Annotated in this window: 17 protein-coding genes; 8 read left to right on the top strand and 9 right to left on the bottom strand. The window is 42.7% G+C overall.

From position 1 onward, the window contains the following. The first annotated feature begins 13 nt into the window (after positions 1-13). The 3 genes from L1272_RS11195 to L1272_RS11185 all read left to right on the top strand — a co-directional run bounded on the left by L1272_RS11195 (position 14) and on the right by L1272_RS11185 (position 4,058). The gene (locus L1272_RS11195; RefSeq protein ID WP_235373425.1) at positions 14-1,273 is read left to right on the top strand and encodes a sugar MFS transporter; all 1,260 of its coding nucleotides are present in this window, start codon (positions 14-16) and stop codon (positions 1,271-1,273) included. Between the two features lie 9 nt (positions 1,274-1,282). Next, entirely contained in the window at positions 1,283-3,799 is a 2,517-nt protein-coding gene (locus tag L1272_RS11190) for a glycoside hydrolase family 3 protein (RefSeq protein ID WP_235373423.1), read from the top strand. 97 nt (positions 3,800-3,896) lie between these two features. Next, positions 3,897-4,058 (top strand): hypothetical protein, encoded by a 162-nt coding sequence (locus tag L1272_RS11185; RefSeq protein ID WP_235373422.1) that lies wholly within the window; start codon positions 3,897-3,899, stop codon positions 4,056-4,058. Between the two features lie 94 nt (positions 4,059-4,152). On the opposite strand, the gene L1272_RS11180 is transcribed toward L1272_RS11185, so the two are convergent. From L1272_RS11180 to L1272_RS11165, 4 genes are all read right to left on the bottom strand, one after another. Continuing rightward, entirely contained in the window at positions 4,153-5,163 is a 1,011-nt protein-coding gene (locus tag L1272_RS11180; protein ID WP_235373421.1) for a cupin-like domain-containing protein, read from the bottom strand. Then, the gene (locus L1272_RS11175; protein ID WP_235373420.1) at positions 5,163-5,888 is read right to left on the bottom strand and encodes a SapC family protein; all 726 of its coding nucleotides are present in this window, start codon (positions 5,886-5,888) and stop codon (positions 5,163-5,165) included. The genes L1272_RS11180 and L1272_RS11175 overlap by 1 nt, the downstream gene beginning before the upstream one ends. A 20-nt stretch (positions 5,889-5,908) precedes the next feature. After that, positions 5,909-7,450, bottom strand: coding sequence for a tryptophan halogenase family protein (locus L1272_RS11170; RefSeq protein WP_235373419.1), 1,542 nt, complete (start codon positions 7,448-7,450; stop codon positions 5,909-5,911). A gap of 90 nt (positions 7,451-7,540) precedes the next feature. Further along, entirely contained in the window at positions 7,541-10,489 is a 2,949-nt protein-coding gene (locus L1272_RS11165; protein WP_235373417.1) for a TonB-dependent receptor, read from the bottom strand. Between the two features lie 300 nt (positions 10,490-10,789). Between L1272_RS11165 and L1272_RS11160 the strand changes: the two genes are divergently transcribed. Continuing rightward, positions 10,790-11,401: a fumarylacetoacetate hydrolase family protein gene (locus tag L1272_RS11160; protein ID WP_054552598.1), complete on the top strand. Its 612-nt coding sequence runs from the start codon at positions 10,790-10,792 to the stop codon at positions 11,399-11,401. On the opposite strand, the gene L1272_RS11155 is transcribed toward L1272_RS11160, so the two are convergent. From L1272_RS11155 to L1272_RS11145, 3 genes are all read right to left on the bottom strand, one after another. After that, positions 11,352-12,233: an ABC transporter substrate-binding protein gene (locus L1272_RS11155; RefSeq protein WP_235373415.1), complete on the bottom strand. Its 882-nt coding sequence runs from the start codon at positions 12,231-12,233 to the stop codon at positions 11,352-11,354. The two genes, L1272_RS11160 and L1272_RS11155, sit on opposite strands and share 50 nt — an antisense overlap. A gap of 182 nt (positions 12,234-12,415) precedes the next feature. Further along, positions 12,416-13,468: an aldo/keto reductase gene (locus L1272_RS11150; protein WP_138616062.1), complete on the bottom strand. Its 1,053-nt coding sequence runs from the start codon at positions 13,466-13,468 to the stop codon at positions 12,416-12,418. A 12-nt stretch (positions 13,469-13,480) separates the two neighbouring features. Next, positions 13,481-13,909: an acyl-CoA thioesterase gene (locus tag L1272_RS11145; protein ID WP_054552595.1), complete on the bottom strand. Its 429-nt coding sequence runs from the start codon at positions 13,907-13,909 to the stop codon at positions 13,481-13,483. A 153-nt stretch (positions 13,910-14,062) separates the two neighbouring features. Here L1272_RS11145 and L1272_RS11140 point away from each other — a divergent pair, with 153 nt between their 5' ends. The 4 genes from L1272_RS11140 (at position 14,063) to L1272_RS11125 (ending at position 18,799) form a co-directional block, all read left to right on the top strand. Further along, on the top strand, positions 14,063-14,269 hold the full coding sequence (locus L1272_RS11140) for a hypothetical protein (RefSeq protein WP_138616066.1): 207 nt from the start codon (positions 14,063-14,065) through the stop codon (positions 14,267-14,269). A gap of 61 nt (positions 14,270-14,330) precedes the next feature. Next, positions 14,331-15,383, top strand: a complete 1,053-nt coding sequence (dinB, locus tag L1272_RS11135; protein WP_054552593.1) for a DNA polymerase IV — start codon at positions 14,331-14,333, stop codon at positions 15,381-15,383. 106 nt (positions 15,384-15,489) lie between these two features. Continuing rightward, entirely contained in the window at positions 15,490-17,172 is a 1,683-nt protein-coding gene (locus tag L1272_RS11130) for a carbon starvation CstA family protein (RefSeq protein WP_054552592.1), read from the top strand. 103 nt (positions 17,173-17,275) lie between these two features. Then, positions 17,276-18,799, top strand: coding sequence for a M17 family metallopeptidase (locus tag L1272_RS11125; RefSeq protein WP_235373413.1), 1,524 nt, complete (start codon positions 17,276-17,278; stop codon positions 18,797-18,799). A gap of 67 nt (positions 18,800-18,866) precedes the next feature. Here the strand turns inward: L1272_RS11125 and L1272_RS11120 are convergent, their stop codons facing one another. Next, positions 18,867-20,987, bottom strand: coding sequence for a Calx-beta domain-containing protein (locus L1272_RS11120; RefSeq protein WP_054552590.1), 2,121 nt, complete (start codon positions 20,985-20,987; stop codon positions 18,867-18,869). 313 nt (positions 20,988-21,300) lie between these two features. Continuing rightward, complete coding sequence (locus L1272_RS11115) at positions 21,301-22,938, bottom strand: methyl-accepting chemotaxis protein (protein ID WP_054552589.1); 1,638 nt, start codon at positions 22,936-22,938, stop codon at positions 21,301-21,303. Between the last annotated feature and the right edge of the window lie 24 nt (positions 22,939-22,962).

The raw sequence follows: 22,962 nt of genomic DNA, 5'->3' as shown, positions 1-22,962 counted from the left end.
AGAGAAGAAAATTATGGCTCATGTTTCAACCCCTGTGTCGGCTGCTGCAAGCCAAGCAGATATGCCTAAGCAGCACTTTGCGCTGGCATCATTGACCACATTATTTTTTATGTGGGGATTCATAACCTGTCTGAATGACATTTTAATCCCTTATTTAAAAGGTATGTTTTCACTTAACTATACGCAGGCTATGCTCATTCAATTTTGCTTCTTTGGTGCGTATTTTGTGATGTCGATGCCTGCTGGAAAGTTGGTCAGTCGTATTGGCTACCAGTTTGGTATCGTGGTTGGCTTAGTGGTCGCAGCCGTGGGGTGTGCGCTGTTTTACCCAGCTGCGGTTGCCCATGTGTACGAATTATTTTTACTAGCCTTGTTTGTCCTTGCCTCGGGCATCACGATTTTACAAGTATCTGCCAATCCTTATGTAAGTGTACTTGGTCCGCAAAAAACAGCATCTTCGCGTTTGACTATGACACAAGCATTTAACTCGTTAGGAACCACGGTTGCACCAATTTTTGGTGGTTGGTTAATTCTATCTGAGGTTAGTCAAGCCACCGCAGAAGAAGTGAAACTCCCTTATTTAATGTTGTCGTTAAGCTTGTTGGTACTTGCGGTTATCTTTGCATTTTTAAAACTGCCAAAACTAGGTAAAGAAAGTGATAGCGAAGCGGCACATCAAGATTTAGAAGATTTTGTTGATTTAGGCAGTGTTTGGCGTTACCGCCACCTCATTTTAGGTGCTGTAGGTATTTTTGTGTATGTGGGCGCAGAAGTGGCGATTGGTAGCTTTTTGGTGGGCTTTTTGACCCTAGATAACATTGCTGGTTTACCAGAAAATGAAGCTGCGCATTATATTAGCTACTACTTTGCAGGAGCCATGGTTGGCCGTTTTATTGGTGCAGTTGTAATGCAGAAATTTAATGCAGGCAAGGTGTTGGCATGCCATGGCTTGTTGGCGGTATTGTTAGTATTGATTGCTATGACGGGTGAGGGCAGCCTTGCTATGTGGGCAATTTTGCTTGTGGGATTATGTAACTCGATTATGTTCCCAACCATTTTTAGCCTTGCTTTACACGGCCTTGGCAAATACACCTCAAAAGGATCAGGCATTTTATGTTTAGCGATTGTAGGGGGGGCGATTATTCCATTACTACAAGGCGTATTAGCAGATTCTATTGGCGTGCAAATGGCGTTATTCTTACCAATCGCCTGTTATTTATATATTACTTACTTTGCGCTGGTTGGCTCAAAAGTATCAACTCAGACTTCATAGGTGCAAAAAATGAAATTGAAAAAAACATTCACTCTCTGTTCGTTAATGATGGCAAGCGTCAGCATGCTAGGTTGTACTGGACAAGATAAGGTGACCAACGTGAGCACTGAGCAAGAAATTTGGCCAAATATCGAAACGGGCATTGCAGCAAATCCAGAAATGGAAGCACAAATTGCGAAAATGTTGGCAAATATGACTCTTGAGCAAAAAATTGCGCAAATGATCCAGCCAGAAATTCGCGATATAACCGTTGAAGATATGCGTAAATACGGCTTTGGTTCTTACCTCAATGGCGGTGGCGCATTCCCTAATAATGATAAACATGCCAGCGCTGCAGATTGGATTGATCTTGCTGAAAAAATGTATCAAGCCTCAATTGATGAGTCGCTCGATGGCAGCTCAATTCCGACTATGTGGGGTACCGATGCCGTGCATGGTCACAATAACGTAATTGGTGCGACATTATTTCCACATAACATTGGTTTAGGTGCAACAAACAACCCTGAGTTAATCGAAAAAATTGCCGCCGCTACCGCGCAAGAAGTGATGGTAACTGGTATCGACTGGGTATTTGCACCAACTGTGGCTGTTGTTCGTGACGACCGTTGGGGCCGAACTTATGAAGGCTATTCTGAAGACCCTGAAATTGTAAAAGCGTATTCAGCAGCCATTGTTAAGGGGTTGCAAGGTGCGGTTGATGACGACTTTTTATCTGATAAACGTGTGATCAGTACGGTTAAACACTTTTTAGGTGATGGCGGCACAGAAGGCGGTGATGACCAAGGTAATAACACGGCATCTGAGCAAGAGTTATTTGATATTCATGCGCAAGGTTATGTAGGTGGCTTAGGTGCGGGGGCGCAAACCGTAATGGCGTCATTCAACAGCTGGAACGGTGAAAAAATTCATGGCAGTAAATACCTACTTACCGACGTGCTAAAAGATAAAATGGGTTTTGATGGTTTTGTTGTTGGTGACTGGAACGGCCACGGTCAAATTCCGGGTTGTACTAATGGCAACTGCGCGCAAGCAGCAAATGCCGGTCTTGATGTGTACATGGTACCGACAGATGCATGGAAACCACTTTACGAAAACCTTATTAAGCAAGTTAAAAGTGGCGAAATTGCACAAAGCCGTATCGATGATGCAGTAACACGTATCTTACGTGTAAAAATGCGCGCAGGTTTGTTTGATAAGCCAAGCCCTGCCAAGCGTCCGCTTTCAGGTAAAACAGAAATCATTGGTAGTGCAGAACATCGCGCAGTTGCAAAACAAGCAGTCCGTGAATCACTGGTACTACTGAAAAATAAACAACAGTTGTTACCGCTATCAGCAAATGCAAATGTATTAGTTGCCGGTCAGGGCGCAGATAACATCGGTATGCAGTCAGGTGGTTGGACAATCACTTGGCAGGGTACAGGTAACGAGAATAGCGACTTCCCGGGTGGTTCTTCAATTTTTGATGGGATCAAAAATACAGTTGAGCAAGCCGGTGGTCAGGTTCAATACAATGTGAATGGCGAATTTGAATCTAAGCCAGATGTCGCGATTGTGGTGTTTGGTGAACAGCCGTATGCAGAAGGTAATGGTGATTTAGATAACCTTGAATACCAACGTGGTAATAAAACTGATTTAGCCCTGCTTAAAAAGCTAAAAGATGCCGGTATTCCTGTGGTGTCGCTATTTATTAGTGGCCGCCCAATGTGGGTGAATGCAGAGCTGAATGCTAGTGATGCGTTTGTCGCAACTTGGTTACCAGGCAGTGAAGGTGATGCAATCAGCGATGTTATCTTTAAAAAGCAAGATGGTTCTATCAATCATGACTTTAAAGGTAAGTTATCGTTCTCGTGGCCAAATAACCCGGTAGGTAACCAAAACCGTGGTGATAATGACTACTCGCCACTATTGCCATATGGCTTTGGTTTAACTTACCAAGATAAAAACACATTAGCAGATGACCTTAGCGAAAAATCACAAGTTGCCGCTAAATTAGAAGACTTAGTATTATTTGAACGTGCCGTAAAAGCACCGTGGTCACTGCAACTACAAAGTGGTTCTGAGCAACAAGCCATGACCAGTAGCCGTGCAGCCCTTAACGCTGTTAGCGTAAAAACCTTTGATAAAGACGTACAAGAAGATGCGCGCGCAATCAGCTTTAATGGTAAAGAAGCGGCTGCGGTTCGTTTAATGGCTGCGTTCCCATCGGATTTACGTTCATACGTTGAAAAAGCGGGTCAACTGCAAATGCAGATTAAGGTAGACCAAGCTGCTGATGCGCCGCTAATGCTAGGTATGCAATGTGGTGAAAACTGTGACGGCCAATTTGATATTAGCAAACAGCTTAAAGCAGTAAATGATTGGCAAACACTAACGGTAGATTTGAGCTGCTTTGCAGAGCAAGGTGTGCAGCTTGGGCAAGTATTCTCGCCTTGGCAATTAGCCACTGAAGGTGCATGGCAAGTATCAATTGCTAAACTATCAGTAACGAGCGCGCACACCGAGGACGCAACAGTCTCATGTCAGTAAAATCGTATGCTGTTATTTTGCTAACAGGTGCGCTTAGTGCCTGTCAGCAAACCCCAGCGCCTGTCAAAGCCAGCCTAGGAGAAGGCTGGCAGTTAGTTTGGCAAGATGGCAAGGTGTTGATTTTACGGGTTATCCTAAGCAAATGCTGGTGGATTACGTACGTGTTTTTCAATGTAGTAAAAATAGTGAAACAGGTATAGGCTGTGCAACAAAGCAGCCATCAGCAGTACAAATAAAGGGTAAAACCAATCCGCAATAGTACTTAATTAAGCGGATTGCTATAAGTGAATTATGAACCAAGAGCCTGCAGATGCTTCGCCGAACTCGTTGCATCCGCTGGCTTTTGGTTCATTCTATCGGTTGAGCTTTTGTAGTAATAGCTGCCTTATTCTTCTGGCCGTTAGTTCGTCGATATCCGCTAATATCCCTTGCGCAGGCTCAGCAACGTGGCTTGCTAAATCCACATCATCAGCAAACACATAATGATTAAAGAGTTGCTGCCATTTTTGTTTATGCTCGCTTGGCAAGTCTTTAATTGCCAGCATACTGTGCAGCATGGCATCAAATGGGTTTGCTAAATACTCTGGGGCTTGTCGCCACCAATAGTTCACCAACACATTAAACGGACTGGTTGCACTAACCTGATGCCACCAAAGCGCTGGAATATAAATAGCATCGCCAGGGCCAAGAGTTGCCGATTGCGTCTTTGCTAAAGCCTCTTTAAAGCGTGGAAAGCGGCTGAAATCGGGGTTATTAAAATCAACCAAGCTAATCGCTTGCCCAGCGGGTGTAAATTCGAGTGGACCAACGTAAAGGTTATTGACCTGTTCCGTTGGCAATAGAGTAAACGTACGCTTACCCGCAGCAACACAAGCTAGGTTATCGGCATTGTCATAGTGAGCCGCAATCTGACTATGATTTCCCACCCAGAGGCTGGTTAGGCAGTTATAATCGGTTACTGTTAATGGGTTTTCAACACTAAAGCCCGGAGCGCAATACTCCACAGCAGTAGAGCCCATATACAGTGAATCACTGTCGGTTTGTGTGAGTGAACGTGCTAATTTTTGCAGTACAGAAACTAGGTTATCGGCGTGCTGTGAAAAATTAAGCCCTGAGAAATCAGCGTTATAAAAATAGCGTCCCTGATGAATTGCTTGGCTGCTAAAACTGCGTACAGGGGCGTTATTGGCAAGCCCTAAAAGGTAGTCTAAGGCGTTTTTAGAACCTTGTTTAGCTGCCATGACTTGGGGCCAATCAACGCAGAGACCTCTGATGACCAGTGGCTCAGTTAGCTCAGCTAAAAACGCTTTTAGATCAGCAATGCTTGCAGCCTGGCATTCTTTTATTGGCGCAGCCGCAAACATTACTGCTGAGCCCATTTTTTATTAAGCAAATGAGGAATGTGCTCCATTGATGCCAGCACCATATAAATAGCCTGTAGGTCACCTTGCTGTTGTAACTGCTTAAGCTGTTCAGCGGTTAAGCCGTTTAGCACCTGTTGGTTAATAGTATAAAAGCCGCTTACTGTGACTTTTTCGCCATTTTTATCTGCATATTCAATACTGAAAGCTTCGAGTAAATTAACGCTAAGCAAACGCTCAAAAAACAGATTAATTGTTTGGTGTTCTTGATGTAACGCGTTAAGTAATTGAGCAATATGATTTAAGTATTCGCTATTTCCACCATGTTCAAGGAAAATGGCTTCGCCATCATGTGTGCTTATGCGTGGGCTGTCTAAATCAATATGTACCACCAGAGATTGCTCAGGAATACCATTGTTATACTGGGTTTGTTGGCCAATTAAAAATGGCTGGCGCTGCATACTTAGCGGTAAGTAACTCAGTTGCAATTCGCCTTGCTCGTTTAGCAGCAAGTTCTCACCATTTTCAAAACCAAATAAAGCGAGGGCTTCAAATTGACCTGTTTGCGGGTGCTTACGAAATACGATAGGTTGATTTGCTTGAACTTTAGCAAACTCACTAGGAAACACGGTAGTGCAGCTAATATTGTCGCCCCAGTTAGCACCGCGTGTGGTGATCACTTTTAGGTCTTTATGGCTGATGTTATCAAGTAAGACATGATTGGCCATTGGGCCTCCTAATACTGAGATTAAATAGGTTGTATACCAAATTGCTGAATATGATTTAACAGCTCGCGGTTAGTGGGTAGTTGTTGCAATCCGCGTTTGGCTTGTTGTTGGTTAGCACTAAAATGCTCAATAATAGCCGTTGGCATTGCAAGTACAGGAAATTGTGGCAATTGCTTCATTCCATAAAGTACATACTGGTAACTGGCTGCAGAGAAGACCTCTTGAGCGCGGTCAAAGTCGTTTAACCACGGACTTTGATATTGCCAAAGTGCTAAGTTTTCTTGAAGTTGAAGAGGAATTGAGTTTGCCTCTTTATGAGCTTGCCAATAAAGGCCTGTGCGCTTTGACAGCACATAATGCAGCTTTAAAAACTCAATGATACGTTGCCAGCGATAATGGCACTGCTCATCAAAACGTTTTGCCAGTGTCGGCATTGCAGCACGATGTGTTGGGAAATTAGCAAGTAAGTTATTAAGGCCAAGCTCCACCATGACTAACGCTGAGGCTTCAAGTGGCTCAATAAAACCCGCAGACATACCAATAGCTAAACAATTTTTATACCAAAAACGGCGTCTATAGCCGGGCGTAAAACTAATTTCACGAAATGTCAGTTCATTTTGCGCGGTACCAGGCTGGGTTTTTGCAATGTACTGGCTAAGCGCCTGTTTCGCATCTTCGCTGCTGGCAAAACGACTTGAGTACACCATACCTAGACCACGGCGGCTTTGTAAGCCGATATCCCAAATCCAACCGGCATCTTGCGCCGTGGCTTTGGTATAAGAAAGGATCTCTTGCTGCGGGTTTAAATAGGGCACCTGTACGGCAACGGCTCGATCGTTAAATAACACATCGTGTTGCTCAATTAGCTCTATCCCGTAATGTTGATGTAACAGCTTTGCGTGGGTGCCAGAGCAATCAATAAATAAATCACCCGCAATAGTACCATGATCGCGAGTTTGCAATGAACTAATATAGCCATCTTCATCACTATTGATGCATTCAACATGACTGACGATATGCTCAACGTTTAGCTTGGTAGTGCAGTGTTGTTGTAGCAGCATGGCAAACTTACCAGCATCTAAATGATAGCCATAGTTTGCTTCACCTTGATAGGCACTATGTAAGTGGTTTTTCGGTGCTTTATGGTGATCGCATAAGTAGGTTTGGCTTGCCACCGCGTGGCTGAAACTCACGGCATCTTTATTGGCAAACCAGTAAGGTGCAATATTTAATTGCTGATACGCCACCGGTAAGCTGAACGGGTGGTAATAATGTGCGTCGCCTTCATCGTCGCACCAGCCATCAAAACGTGAGCCTTGTTTAAAAGACGCATCACAACGTTGAATAAATTCACTTTCGCTAATGCCGATGGTTTTTAAGGTTTGTCGCATGGTCGGCCAAGTACCTTCACCGACACCAATGGTGGCAATATCGGGCGACTCAATCAGGGTAATTTGTGCGTTGTGAGTTAAATGAGGCTGGGCAGCAATTAAACCTGCAGATAACCAACCTGCTGTACCACCACCTAAAATGACGACTTTTTTTACTTCATTCTTTTGCATGTTTAAGGCCATCTCAAATGCTATGTAGACAAACTAGCATAATTATGAAAAAAAAAGCCGCTGTTGAGCGGCTTTTTTGACAACAAAATGCTAGAACGAGTAGCGGAAGCCGATGTTGTAGCGCGCACCGTATTGGTTTGCACGTAACAGCTGCTCAGAGTAACGAACGTAAGTACGTTGCGTTTCATCTGTCAGGTTAAGGCCTTCAACAAACACAGTTAGGTTCTCGTTAACTGAATAGTTCACGTTGATATCCCACTGGCCATAAGACTCAGTAAAGATAGGTGAAGCATGTTGGTCAAAGCCTGTTAAGAACTCATCACGCCAGTTATAAGAAATACGAGCCGATAAACCATTTAAATCATAAATCGCAGAGAAGTTAGCTGAATCACTTAAACCCGGTAGGGCAAATTGATAGCCGATAGCATCTCGGTCTGCTTCAACATCACCAAATACGAAAGTCGCGTTAGCGGCAATACCAAAGCCAGAATCACCAAACATATGTTGCGCTGCTAGTTCCCAGCCCCATAGATTTGCTGTTTCAATGTTGTTATCACGCGATACGAAGAAGTTTGCTAGAGGATCTGTATCGTTACCAACGATAGGTGTGCCTTCTTCTGTGCCTTGGTTTTCGTTGATCTTATCGTGAATTGCTTGATCAGATGGTTGCTCACCCGCTGCCGCTAAATCGTCACGCGCTTGCTCAGCACGATCACCGATGAATGGGTCTGTAATACCGTCAATCGTCTCTTCGGTTGTGATATTTACAAGGAAGTTATCAACTTGCTTACGATAGTAACCCGCAGACATATAGCTGCCTTCACCGTAGTAGTATTCAAGTGATAGGTCGATATTATCTGAAGTATAAGGTTTTAAGTTCGGGTTACCCACAGCCACTTTACGTTGACCCACTTTCGGGTTACCTAAGAATGACGTTGTTGAGCGAAGCGCGCCTACAGGAGGACGAGCAAGGCTGCGGCTGTAAGAGAAACGTGCAATAACGTCTTCAACTACTTCGATGTTCATATCGATGCTAGGTAGAAACTCTTTGCTACTACCTTCACCATTTGAGAATGAGCGTTCATCAGCGTAAATGTATGACCACTCGTTACCGTTAACCCATTCCATTGCAACAGCAGGGCGCTCTAAGCTGTTTGCTGTAACATCTGTTGATTCGTAACGTAAACCCGCAGTGATGTTCACTGGCATACCGTTAAATTCTGTTTCGAAGTTAGCTTGTGCGTATACCGCCGTTGTTTCTTCGCTTACACGGTGGTCGTCATCGATTGGACCCGCTTGCACCATGCCGTTTACATCAGCAGGCCAGCTACATGCGCCAATACCGCCATCAGGATGATCACAGTCAATGCTTTCGGCAATCGCGACAATCTCATCAAAATCAGCATCGTAGTAGTAATTTAATAACTTATCGCTACCACCACCAGAGAAGCCATCAAGTAAACCTGAGCTGTCGACACGAGTGAACATGCTGTCATCGTACCAATCCGCAGAGTTCAACCACCAACCAGCAGCAAGCTGACCTGAGTAGGCTGTTGTCGTACGGAAATCGATTTTAGTGTGTGATACACCAAAGTTAATGCTCGATAGAGCACCGCTGTCTTCGTTATACCACGTACCTTTTAACTGGTATTGGTCAAGATCGTTAGTGTTGGTATCTTTGTTCACACCGGCGAAAAGGGTTCCCATATCGCTCGGTAAAATTTCTGCTTGGCCATTGGTTAAGGTCATATCAATAAGCGGAATTTCGCCTTGGCTAAAGTCAGCCATTTTTTCGTCGATATTTACCGTTGGGTTTTCACACCATGAACATGATGTGTTACCAATGATCATAAACGCATCGTGGCCAATACCTACACCGGCACTTTCAGCCGATGAGTTATGCGCATCAAACTCAATGTTTAAATTGTCTGTTACTTGCCAATCAATGTTTAAACCAAGCGATTTATTTTCGTTGGTTGTTGCACCACGGTTTAAGTTTGTAGAGTAGTCACCACCAATTTCAGTTACCTGCGTGTAAGTACCTTTTTCATTGATAGTTGCTGCGCTGACGTTACCACCATTATTGAACCATACACCAAAGCTACGGCCATCTTTTTCAAACTCGAGTTTTGAGTAAGTGTAATCAACGGTTGCAGTAATGCGGTCATTCGGTGCGTATTGCAGCACAAGTTGACCATTGGTACGTTTACGTGAATTGTCTGAAAACGCGTAACCTGCATTTTGCGGATACCAGGTTGCGCCATCTGCGCGCTGGTTGTTATCTGTCAGTGCTAAATCAGGAGACGATGAAATATCAACATCTGGGATCCAGTTATCAACTGCCATTGATTGTTCGCGGTTATCACGTTCTTGAACTGAGCCTGAAATTAAAGTCCCGAATTTGTCATCGTTGAATGTGTTGCTGTAGATACCTGAAAGCTCAGGCGTTACATCATCACCTGTTTCGTTTGATGTGTCGTGAACTGCTTTTGCACCAATCGAAGCGTGCAAACCAGGATTAGAAAGTGGTTTAGCTGTAGTGATATTAACTGTTGCACCAATACCCCCGCTAGGGATATCAGAACGCGCTGTTTTATATACTTCAACACCGCTCACACTTTCTGTTGCGATGTCACCAAAATCAAATGAACGACCGCCAGTTGTTGGCATTTGGCGATTGTTAAGGGTTACTAAGTTAAATTCAGGGCCAAAACCACGAACCGTAATTTTGCTACCTTCACCATTACTACGGTCAATAGACACACCGGTAATACGTTGCAAAGATTCAGCTAGGTTGGTATCAGGGAATTTACCAATGTCTTCAGAGGTAATTGCATCAACAACCCCCGCAGATTGACGCTTGATATCCATTGATTTTACTAGGCTTCCGCGAATACCTGATACTTGTATTACTTCAATATCACTTGCTTTGTCGGGCTGTTCTTCGGCGACAGCTGAGTGAGGAACTAGCGCGCTTAAACCCATTGCCATAGACAGGCTAATAGCAAGCTGCTTTTTCTTGAAAAGTGTGTGGTTCATGCAAATCTCCAGATTTGGTTTTATTTTATGTTGTTGTCTATTTTTGTAAGCGCTTACATTTCTTTTCAAAAAAAATCGCCGAACCCGATTTTTAAAATGTAACCGCTTACATTAAGTTATTAGAAAGTAAAACAATCGTCAACATAAATAACGCTTATAGTGAAAGGTAATATCTATGTTTATGTTATTATGAGAATTATTCTACCAATGGATTTACTTATTTTAGGTACGAAATTGGCGTGTTAATGCTAAAAATAAAAAATTGAGTCTTTTACATTTGTTAAAATGAGAGGTATTTGCGTGCAATCAGTGAAATGGAATAAAGAAGTATTCACCCCAAGCAAAATTATTTGCGTAGGTCGTAATTATGCTGCGCATATTGCAGAGCTTAACAATGAAACACCAACAAATATGGTGCTGTTTGCAAAACCAAATAGCGCCATCACAGATTCTCTTAATAGCGAACACTTAGGTGAGGCTCTACATTACGAAACTGAGCTTTGCTTTTTAGTTAAAGATAAACAGCTGGCAGCGGTTGCGCTTGGGCTTGATTTAACCAAACGAGGCTTACAAAGCACACTTAAAGAAAAAGGCCTGCCTTGGGAGCGCGCAAAAGCATTTAATGGTTCAGCGCTTTTTACTGAATTTGTTGCGGTTAATGCCAGTTGTCATTATCAATTTAGTCTAAAGATTGATGGAATAGACACTCAACTAGGCGATACAAGGTTAATGCTGCATAACGCAGAGCAAATCTTAGCTGAAATTAGTGATTTTATGGACCTAGAAGATGGCGACATCATTATGACTGGCACGCCTGAAGGGGTAGGGAAGGTTGTCGCAAATTCGAGCTTTGCTGTAACACTTATGGATGATCAACAGGAGCTGTTATCTCATCAGTGGCAGGCTCTTTAAGCGGGTCTAAAATAGAGTGCTGATAATAAGTTGAAAACTCAGGAAAGCTTTGTTCGAGCCAAATTCGTTGGCTTTGCTGGTATTTTTCACTCGGCAGTACTTTGTTTTTCAGCGCCTCATTGATTTCTGCAAGTACTTTTTCGGCATAATTATTAGGCGCATTTGTTGAGCAACCAATGGCACCAAAAACCACATTTTGAGTTGGATTAGCAATGCTGAGCTTTTGAATATTCTGTTGGTTTTGTTGATTGTAATAATCAGCAACAAATGGGTAATCAATTGTGTAATCAATGTAGCCATGCTCTAACTGCGATAGTAGCGCTTGGTTTGCATGGCTGCCGGTGCCACTTAATGCAGCACTCTCATAAAGCTTAGTATTTTTAGCTATTGCGTCCAGTTTACTGCCAAATTTTCGCGCATCATTTTGGCCATAAATAAAATTGGCATCAGTCAATAATGAAATTAATGACACTGGATTACCGTGTTTTTGCTTAATCTTTAGCGCTCTTTCTTCAGTACTTAACACGCTAAAGGATGGATAAACTGCAGTTGGAATAGAGTAAGTGGCACGGTTAGTTTTTTTATCTCGATGGATCATGCACGCGTAACACGCTAAGTGTCCATCATCGAGATATTTGCTTAATCGCTTAGGTGGCAATAGTGACTTTTGATGCTTAAAATTTGGCATTGCTTCAATCAGTAAGTCGGTTATGTTGTTGCACAAGCCACCTAAAGGATATTGCTCAGATTTATCAACAAAGAAAGGTTTGTTATCTGTTTCGAGCCAAGTTATAGAAAGCTGCTCTGAAGCATAGGTTATAGGAACAAGCACTATCACCATTATCATGCATAATATATGTTTTACGTATTTACTCATTAACAACCAAAAAAGTTAAATGCTGTGAATTACCATACACTAAAGTATTGATGAAGTTGTAGAAGAAAGGTAAAAATGATGAATAAGTATTAATAAGCCTATCATTTAATAGACTTATTAATATTGCAGGGAGATGCTCAAAAAGGCATTGGATAACGGTTAAATACGTCAGCGATTTTATCGTTAGCTTCATCGCTTAATTGCACAGAAAAAGCATCGATATTTTCTTTTAACTGCGCCATAGATGTAGCGCCTATGATTGTTGAGCTTACGCCATCCACTTGATTACACCAAGCCAATGCAAGTTGTGAAGGGGTTAAATTAAAGGCGTTAGCAATTTCAACATATTCAGCAATCGCAGCGCGAGATTGTACTGTGTCTCTAAATAAACCATTACGTTGCACTAGCGTCCAACGACTACCTTCAGGGCGAGCACCATTTAAGTACTTACCGCTTAACATGCCGCCACCTAGCGGTGACCAAGGTAGGTAAGCAATATCTTCATGAATACATTGTTCAATTAAATACGGCCAATCTTTGGCGTGCAGGAGACTAAATTCGTTTTGAATAGAAACCATACGCGGAAGGTTATGCTGCTCACTTAAACGCAAGTACTGGCTAATGCCCCAAGGAGTGTCGTCTGATAAACCACAGTGCTTAATTTTACCAGCCTTGATACAGTCATTTAGACCTTCAAGAATATCTAACATACCCGCGATATTTTGATCAGTGTCAGCTTCTGAGAAGCACACTTTACCTGGCCACTGTTTACCAAAGTGCGGTGATGTACGGTTAGGCCAATGTAATTGGTATAAATCGATAACCTCAGTTTGCAAGCGTTTAAGAGATGCATCAACGGCTTCAACCACTGCTTGGCGAGTAATATCGCCTGCATCGCGGACCCACGGTAAGCCGTTACCTGCTATTTTAGTGGCAATGACAAGATCATCGCGTTTGTCTTTATTTCGCGCTAACCAATTACCGATGATCTCTTCTGTTTTACCGTAGGTGTCAGGAGAAGGTGGAACGGCATACATTTCGGCGGTATCAATAAAGTTAACGCCTTTATCTAACGCATAGGCGATTTGTTCATCGGCATCGGCTTGGTTGTTTTGCATACCCCATGTCATGCTACCTAAGCAGACACGAGATACATCAATACCACTTCGACCAAGTGGGCTATAAAGCATAATAGATCCTTGTTAATCGCTAGAATGGGCTTTAAGTGCAGTTAATAACTCATCATTTAACTGAGCTTTTTTACCCGTTTTAAAATTAAACATAACCACTTGTGATGAGCCAATGGTTGTTACTGCGTCTTGGCTTTCACTAAATACAGTGTAATGCATCATAAAGCGATCGTGTTCAATGTCACTAATCTTAACACCAACATGCACCGTATCAGGAAATGTTACTGGGCGTTTATAGCGAGCATTGTTCTCGCTGATCACCGGACCCACACCTGTTACTTGTAAATCTTTAAGAAAGCCTAGTTGAGTGAAAAAATCGATACGAGCTGTTTCGAAGTAGCGAAAGTACACCACATTATTAACGTGTTGTAGGGCATCCATTTCACCCCATGCGACATTTATTTTGGTTCTGATAGGGTGTTGTTCTATAAACGATTGCATAGTAAATCTTCATTGATTGTGAGAAAACTTAGGTTAGCAATATGATGCTTTTAGCTCAAGGAAATTAGAAATCTCAGTAAATCGTGCTAGATTTATAAGTTCACGCTTACGTAAAGTGTGAGTAAAATGAACACACATTAAAGGACCTTAATTATGCAGCAACTAACCTTGAGGGTGATAAAGTGGATTGCACTTTTCATCTTACTTGCTCTAGCTTTGCTCTGTTATAGCATGGGCACAATGTCAGGATTTATCGCTTTAATTGTCGTGGGCTTGTTATTCGAAGCCGCGTTTTGGTTATTTGGCGCACGGCTTTTCAGTCGCAAAAAACCAAACCAACAAACAAGCCAAACCTCTTAGCTTGCACTCTCAGGAAGTTTAAATATAATAACTGTATATATAAACAGTTGTTGTGTTCCTGATGAAAAAATTCATTCACATCGATATGGACTGCTTTTATGCAGCTGTAGAGATGCGTGATAACCCCGCGCTTGCCAATGTGCCACTGGCTATAGGTGGTAATAGTCGTCGCGGGGTGCTTTCAACAGCCAATTATATTGCCCGTAAATATGGTGTGCGCTCGGCCATGTCGAACTATCATGCCAAACAACTGTGCCCCGATCTGGTTATCGTGCCCGGACGAATGCAGGTTTATAAAGAAATCTCCACGCAAATTCGCGCCATTTTTGCAAAGTACACTGACCTTATTGAGCCGTTATCGTTAGATGAAGCCTACCTTGATGTAACCGACAGTACCGCATGCAAAGGCAGTGCAACACTCATGGCACAGCAAATCCGCCAAGAAATCTATGACACCACTGGGCTGACAGCCTCAGCGGGCGTTGCGCCAATAAAGTTTATTGCCAAAATAGCCAGCGATGAAAATAAGCCTAATGGTCAGTTTGTGGTATTACCCGATCAAGTTGATGACTTTTTGGCGAGTTTACCGCTTGGCAAAATTCCCGGCGTTGGCAAGGTGACCTTAGAAAAGCTGCAACTTAAAGGGCTTTACACAGGGGCTGATGTGCGTGCGAAAGGAGTTAATTGGATGCAGCAGCACATTGGTAATTTTGGCGTCTCTTTATATCAAAAGTGTGCAGGCGAGTACGTTGGCAAAGTGTCAACTGAGCGAGTACGAAAGTCACTCAGTGTTGAGCACACCTATGAATACAACAAAAATAATTTAGACGAGTGTTTAAGCCAGTTACCCCGCTTGATGGATGAATTAACCCGCCGTCTTGATAAACAACAATTAAACAACCGCATCAATAAATTATCGGTGAAGGTCAAGTTTGCCAATTTTGTCGTGACCAGTGCCGATCAAAGCCACCATCAATTAGACGAACGCATTTTTGCTGAGTTAATGAGCAAAGCCTATGAGCGAGGTAATAACCAGCCAGTACGCCTGTTAGGGATAGGTGTCGGAATAAAGAGTCAGGCTCACGAGCATTTTCAGCTGAGTATATTAGACTAAAGGTTAACACCTTGGTGCTTGAAAGTTTGTTAGTGTCTAGTTGGGGTGCTAGGCCTGCCTAGTTCAACACCTTAGACAACATTATAACTTAATAAGAGAGATGACTATGCAATCGGTCGTAATCGTGCTGCTCGGAATAGTCGGTATGTTGTTCGGATGGTTCTTTTATTCGAAATTCATCGCCGAAAAAATATTTAAAATGGATGATAATTTTGTCACACCTGCTCATGAACTTGAGGATGGTGTGGATTATGTGCCAACTAACAAAGTTGTGTTATGGGGCCACCATTTCACTTCTGTTGCAGGTGCTGCGCCAATTGTTGGCCCTGCTATTGCCGTATATTGGGGCTGGGTGCCTGCGGTACTTTGGGTGGTATTTGGTACTATCTTTTTTGCTGGTGTTCACGACATGGGGGCTCTTTGGGCCAGCGCGCGTAACAAAGGCAAATCAATGGGCGCTTTATCTGAAAGCGTAATTGGTAAGCGCACCCGTGCATTATTTATGATTGTGGTGTTCTTAGTACTATTGATGGTGAATGCGGTATTTGGTGTGGTGATTGCCAAATCATTTGTATCGCAACCTAACGCGGTATTCCCCGCTTGGTCAGCGATTGTAGTGGCCTTAGTTATTGGTCAGTTACTACGCCGTAAAGTGTCGTTAATTCCGCTTTGTTTAGTTGGTGTGGGAATTCTTTATTACACCATTTACCTTGGTAGTGGTATGCCAATTTCATTACCTGATGAAATGTTTGGTCTAAGTGCGAATGCGAACTGGATCATCATCTTATTTATCTATGCAGCCATTGCTTCATTATTGCCTGTGTGGATGCTGTTACAGCCTCGTGACTTTATCAACGGTATGCAGTTATTGGTTGGCTTAGTGCTTCTTTACGGTGCGGTGTTTGTATCAATGCCAGATATCACAGCGCCTGCGTTTAATACGCAAACGGCGGTAGATACACCAAGTATTATTCCATTGCTATTTGTGACCATAGCTTGTGGTGCGGTATCGGGTTTCCACGGTATTGTGTCTTCAGGTACCAGCTCTAAGCAGTTGAACAAAGAAACTGATGGTCGCTTTGTGGGTTACTTAGGTGCGGTAGGTGAAGGTATGCTTGCACTTATTACACTCGTTGCAGTTAGTGGTGTTGCACTTGCAGTATCACCTGAAGAATGGCACGAAATTTACAGTCACTTAGGCGCCGGTAGTGTGAGCGCCTTTATTAATGGTGGCGCTAACTTAATTGAAAGTGGTTGGGGTATCTCGCAAGAGGTAGCTTCAACCTTACTTGCCGTAATGGTGGTCTTGTTTGCGGGGACTACCATGGACTCTGGCGTACGCCTGCAGCGTTATATCATCCAAGAGTGGGGAGATATTTATAATATCAGCATCATTCGTAATGGTATTGTAGCTACACTTATTGCAGTTCTAAGCTGTTTACTGCTTGCCTTTGGAGCTGGTGGCGCTGACGGTAGCGGCGGTATGATCATTTGGCCGTTATTCGGTTCGACTAACCAAATCTTAGCAAGCTTAACCTTACTGGTGATTTCGGTAATGTTAATTAAAGCGAATCGTCCAGCTAAATACACGCTTATACCAATGAGTTTTGTATTAGTTATGGCGTTCTTTGCTGGGGTTATTAAATTGGGCGAGTACTATCAACAAGGTAACTGGTTACTGGTGACACTTGATTTGTTAGTACTGGTTGTGAGCGTACTGGTTATGCTTGAAGCTTGGTCTGTAATTGTTAAGCATCGTAAAGACTCAGCACACATTACAGAGCAGTAAACTTAGCTTGCCAGCCTTATAGTAAGCTATCTTACTTGGCTGGCAATAGCGCCCTAAATCAATGATAATAAGGTCCTATGTTTTTAACAGCAGGACCTTTTTTATGGCATACCCTCATGCAGTTGCAGCCCCTCAACTAGCGGATGCAAATCACGATGCATTGATTATTATCGGTGATGATTTTTCTTCTTTAGCAGACGCAAGCTTAAGTCAAGCTATTAGCGATCAACAAGCTGTAGACGCACGTATTGGCAAACAAGTGACATTACTTGTAATTGACTCTAAACGCGTTATTTTAGCGCCTACAGGCCCTCTGAACCGTGATTATGATGATGTACGTCGTTACTTTGATGCAGCAAAGCAAGGTGTACTAGAAGCGAAAGCATCGGGTAGCACTCAGCCTGCAATTTTACTTGCTAACGTAAATCAAGATAGCCGTTACAAGCATGCCCTTGAAGTGGCTTATTTAGGTGCTTGCCAAGCGCTTTGGCAACCACTTGAGGCACGTGAGTTCCACGGCCAAGCGATTGAACCAATTAGCCAAATTAGCCTTGTGGGTGCAGACGAGGCAATGAGCAAAGCGCTTAATGCTATTGCTGCAGGTCAATACGCTGCACGTGATTTATGTGGTACAGAGCCTGAGCGTATGGCACCACCTCGTTTTGCAGACTACTGCGTTGAGTTATTTGCTGGTAGTAAGGTGTCTGTTGAAGTGATTTCAGATATCAACACTATCGATAAAGATTACCCAATGATGAGCACCGTAGCGCGCGCATCTTATGCTGTTGAGCGTCATCACCCACGTGTTGTAAAACTAGAATACGTGCCTGAAGGCGATGTTGAGCGTACCTTAATGTTTGTTGGTAAAGGTTTAGTTTACGATACCGGTGGTGCAGACCTTAAAGTGGGTGGCTTTATGGCAGGTATGAGCCGTGATAAAGGCGGTGCTGCTTCGGTTGCTGGCTTTATGAAATCAGTGGCTGACTTTGCACCAAAAGGCGTAAAAGTGATTGCTTACTTAGCCGTAGTTCGTAACTCAATTGGTTCTGATTGTTTTGTTCCTGATGAAATCATTACTAGCCGCGAAGGTGTACGTGTTCGTATCGGTAACACAGATGCTGAAGGCCGTTTAGCTATGGGCGACTTACTAAGCGAAATGAAAGATCGCGCTTTAAACGAAGTGAATCCAGAGCTATTCACTGTTGCAACACTAACAGGCCACGCAGCACGTGCTATGGGTCCTTACAGTGCGTATGTTGAAAATGGTCCAGCTCGCGCGGCGAAAATTTCGCGCCAAATTGCTGACTTAGGCGATTTATGGGCAGATGGCGCAGAAGTATCTCGTAGCCGCCGTGAAGATTATGACTTCATTCGCCCTCGCACATTAGCTGATGACGTACTATCAAGTAACAATGCAGCTTCTGCTGTAACTGCACGTGGTCATCAGTTCCCGATGGCATTCTTAGCGATTGTTGGTGGTTTAGATAAGCATGGTACTGAATCAGCGCAACCATTACCGTATGTTCATATGGATATCGCAGGCAGTGGTGTAGAAGGTGGTGATTGGCAACATGGTAAGCCTACCGCCGCAACAGTAAGCAGCTTATTCGCTCGTTATTGTTTGTAAGTTGTAAGTTTAAAAAGCATAAGCTTTAGACACAACCCTGTGCTCTAAAGCCTATGCTTGGTCAGGTTTAGTCTTTTATGTTCTTCTTTCGGTTTCTACGAATAAAGCACAGTGCGCCGAGCATTAGTGTAAAGTAACCTGATACACTGCCGCTTGCTTTATCATCTGGGGTTGCATGCTCTGGAATACCATCTTCATTGGTGATTGTGATTACTTCATCAGCGTATTTTTCATTGAATGATTCAGACTCTAATACGAGAGTGAAGCGTCTTGAGCCATCTACCTCTGAATTATCAATAATGTCGATCGTAATGTCTTTTTGTGTTTCGCCTTGAGCAAAGGTAAGTACTTCATCAAGAGCTGTAAAATCAGTGCCGCCGACCGCGCTATCATCCGTCGTTTTTATACGAACTTTTGTTTCAAAATCGGTTGGATCGGATTTGATTATACCAACTAATAGTTGGCCGCTATTTTCTGATATTTGTGTGTCTGAAATGTCTAATTCATAGCTGAAATCAACATCGTTGTCTTCAATCGTTACAATTGATTCATTGAAGATTATGTCACTTTCATCAGATGCTAGTTTGATATTAAAAGAGCGAGAACCATCAACTTCATTATTATCAAATATATTTATAGCTAGTTCTTTTTCAGTTTCTTGGCTCGAAAAAGTAAGGGTCTCATCAAGTGCTGTATAATCTTCTCCAGCAATAGCATCCACGTCTTCGGTGTAAATTCGTATTTTCGAACTACTATCTAAGCCAGAGTTTTTAATGACCTTGAATGTTACTTCATTTTCGTCTTCGGCTATATTGAGAGTATTACTATTAAATTCATAATCTTGCTGAGGTTGAGTGCCCGAAACAGTGAAAAGATCAAATGACGCATCACCTTTTTCACCTTCTATGATATGACTTAGTCTCAGCTGTGCGGGAGTTGTTCTGTAGTTAGATAGATCAACCGTCACTTTTTCCCAAATGTCGCCGTCGGAGTGTTGTTGGCCTTCTTTTCGCCATAACTCAGCCCACGTTTGCGCATTATCGGCGGATACCTCGATAATACTAGTTCCCATATCTTTGCCGTGCATATTGAAGTAAAACTCCAATGTCGGTTTTTCGATGAAGCTCAAGTCATAGCAAGGGCTTAAGTAGTTTAATTTGTCACCTTTTTTGGCATATACAATGTCATCAAAATCAGTGTCATCCCGTTTGCTACTATCAATTTGTAAATAGCTGTGCCCCTCAAAGGGTTCATCAGCACCTGTTCTGCTTGAATTTGAATCAGGTGAGGTTCTAAAAAAGAAGCCGTTATTAGCTACATCTTGAACCCATGGCTGCGCTATTTCTTGATTAAAATTAAAGCCATCTATATGTGGGAATTGAGTAACTATAATTGAGTTTTCGCAGTTTGGTACGGTTCTACCTTCACCAAATTGATTAAAAAGATGGTATTTATCTCTTTGCAAAACGTACTGCATACGGTCTATTTGTTGTGCAGAAAAGTGCGTACGGCAGGTATTTTTTCCTTGGCTCATTATGTTTTTGGCATCAGGGGCGTAGGGAGTACCTTCTTCATCTTCGGCAGAGCCTGTGTATTCGCAATTTTCAATATCATCATCTAAGTCATCAAAAGAAGGAGGGGTGTCGATTATCTGGTCACCGTACAAGTAGCCACGTTCACCGATTTGCACTGAAATAGGTTCATCATCACCATCGGCAAAGGTATGCAATAAACTGAGGTTATGGCCGATTTCATGTGCGAGTGTCGTTGTAACAAGATCTTCTGTATCAATTAACACACCATCTACGCCAAAGTAAGGAAAAAACGCATTACCATTGACGCCATCAAAGTCTGCGACCATGACATTTAAAGCTGATTTATCAAAATAAGGCTCAATAAATAACACTCTATTGTCTGGTGAGTAATCGTCGTCATAAAAACCAGGCATCTCTTCGTTGGTTACGAAGTCAGTAGATTTATAGTGATATGAGTAACCTGTACCTTGATAATGTGAATTTAAGTTTTCAATTGATTGCTCAATAGTGGCTTGGTCAACTTTGGCATTAGCGCCATCTTTATCGGTTGCTGCAACTATAAAGTGTAATGGAATTTGTTTTGTTTGAGTTGTATCTGCCAGCGCTTGATTAGTTACTCCGAGTAGCGAGTAAGTGCAAATTGCAGCTAACATAGTACGCTTTAAGTGTGTGTTCTTTTTGGGGTGTATGTTTCTTGAAGGCACTTTGGTATCGCTCCTTATTATTTTTGTAATAGTGATTAAATGCCAATGGCAATTTAATTCAGCACACCTCATTAGTTCCTTTTTAATTTATTTATGTAAATCTCGTTAATATCTATTTATCATCTTTTTTTTATCTATTTAATAAAGGTCTAATTAAATCAGTGGGTTGTGTTTTTGGTGGCTTCAAAAATTACTAGGGGATAAAAAAGAAAGGTTATAGAAAAACCCCGCAAACCATTGCAGGGCTTTTGAATTGCTGTGATCAATCGAGTTTGAAACGGTTAACTACATCGCTCAATGCTTGTGAGCTATGCTTTAAATTATCACTGGCGTTGGAAAGTCCTTGGGTATTCGACAGTGATTGCTCGGTTGATTGAGAAAGCTCATTAATCCGCAAGTTAACTTCATCTGCGGCGCTGGTTTGTTGCTCAGTAGCGCGGGCAATTTGGCTATTCATATCTTTGATAATAGTGACTAGTCGTTCAATTTCACTGAGGGAGCTATTTGCTTCACCTGCCTGTGAAACCGTTTCACTTGATAACTGCTGACTTGCTGATACAGCATCAACAGCAGCTTGTGCACCGGTTTGTAGTTTACTGATCATAGCTTGAATTTCATCGGTACTTTTACCTGTACGGCTTGCCAAAGTTCTCACTTCGTCAGCTACAACGGCAAAGCCTCGACCTTGCTCACCAGCACGTGCTGCTTCAATGGCTGCATTGAGTGCCAGTAAGTTGGTTTGCTCTGCAATGCTGCGGATAACATCAAGCACTGAGCCTATGTTGTTACTCTCTGCAGCAAGGTCGGCAGTAACCTTACTCACTTGTTCAATGTTACGCGACAAGGTTTCAATGGCGGTGATGGTCTTATTAAGAACTTGCTTACCCGTTTCTGCATTTTGTGCAGCTTCGTTAGCGGCATGCTCAGCTTGTTCAGCATTCTGACTGACATCATGAATTTGATGGGTCATTTGTTCCATCGCAGTGGCCACTTGAGTTGAGCTGTCGTTTTGCAGTTCTATAAATGAATGATTGGTTTTGCTGGCATCATCAACGCTGTGGGCAAACTGATTCACTTGCTCTGCGTTGTCGGCAACATGTTTTAGTGACTCACGCATTTTGGCCGTGTACAAATTAAAGTAGCGCGACAAACGAGACACTTCATCATTGCCGTTTTCATCAAGCTTTTGAGTTAAATCACCTTCACCTTGTGAGATATCTTTCATCATATTTGCGGCAAGTTGTGTCGGACGAAGAATGCTATTGGCAATTAGGTAGCTAAGCGCAACCAGTAGGGCAATAATCACTACCGCGGTGATAATGACATGGGTACGAAGTGACGAGAACGCCTCTTCAATGGTATCAATGTAGACACCAGAGCCAACAATCCATTGCCACTTTGCAAACCCTTTTACGTAGGCAATTTTATCAACGGGCTGATCTTTACCTGGCTTTGGCCACTTATAGGGAATAAAACCCTCTCCTTGTTTTTTGACGATATTAACCATATCGACAAATAACAACACACCATCTGGATCTTTACTGCCCGCTAGCGATTTACCATTTAATTCTGGCTTAAACGGGTGCATGACCATAACGGGTTCATAATCGTTGATCCAAAAGTAATTGTTATTGTCATAACGTAGTGCAGAAATTGTTTCGAGGGCTGCTTGCTTGGCTTGTTGCTCACTCAGCTTACCTTGCTCAAACAACGCATAGTTATGCTCAATAATAGAGTAGGCTGACTCAACAAGGTTTTGGGTTTTTATGTATTGCTCTTGCTTTAGCGAGCTGTATTGCTGCGTTAAACTCGAGACGCTCAAAAATATCAGCCCTATCACGACCACACTCACTAACATGGCGAGGCGCTGAAAAATTGTAAAACGGCGTAAGTAATTCATGTGTGTTCCTTCGTCATGCTCATA

Source organism: Pseudoalteromonas sp. PAST1 (genome assembly GCF_021532515.1).
GTDB lineage: Bacteria > Pseudomonadota > Gammaproteobacteria > Enterobacterales > Alteromonadaceae > Pseudoalteromonas > Pseudoalteromonas simplex.
The sequence above is the reverse complement of the archived record's forward strand: the minus strand, read 5'-3'. Positions and strand labels throughout refer to the sequence as shown.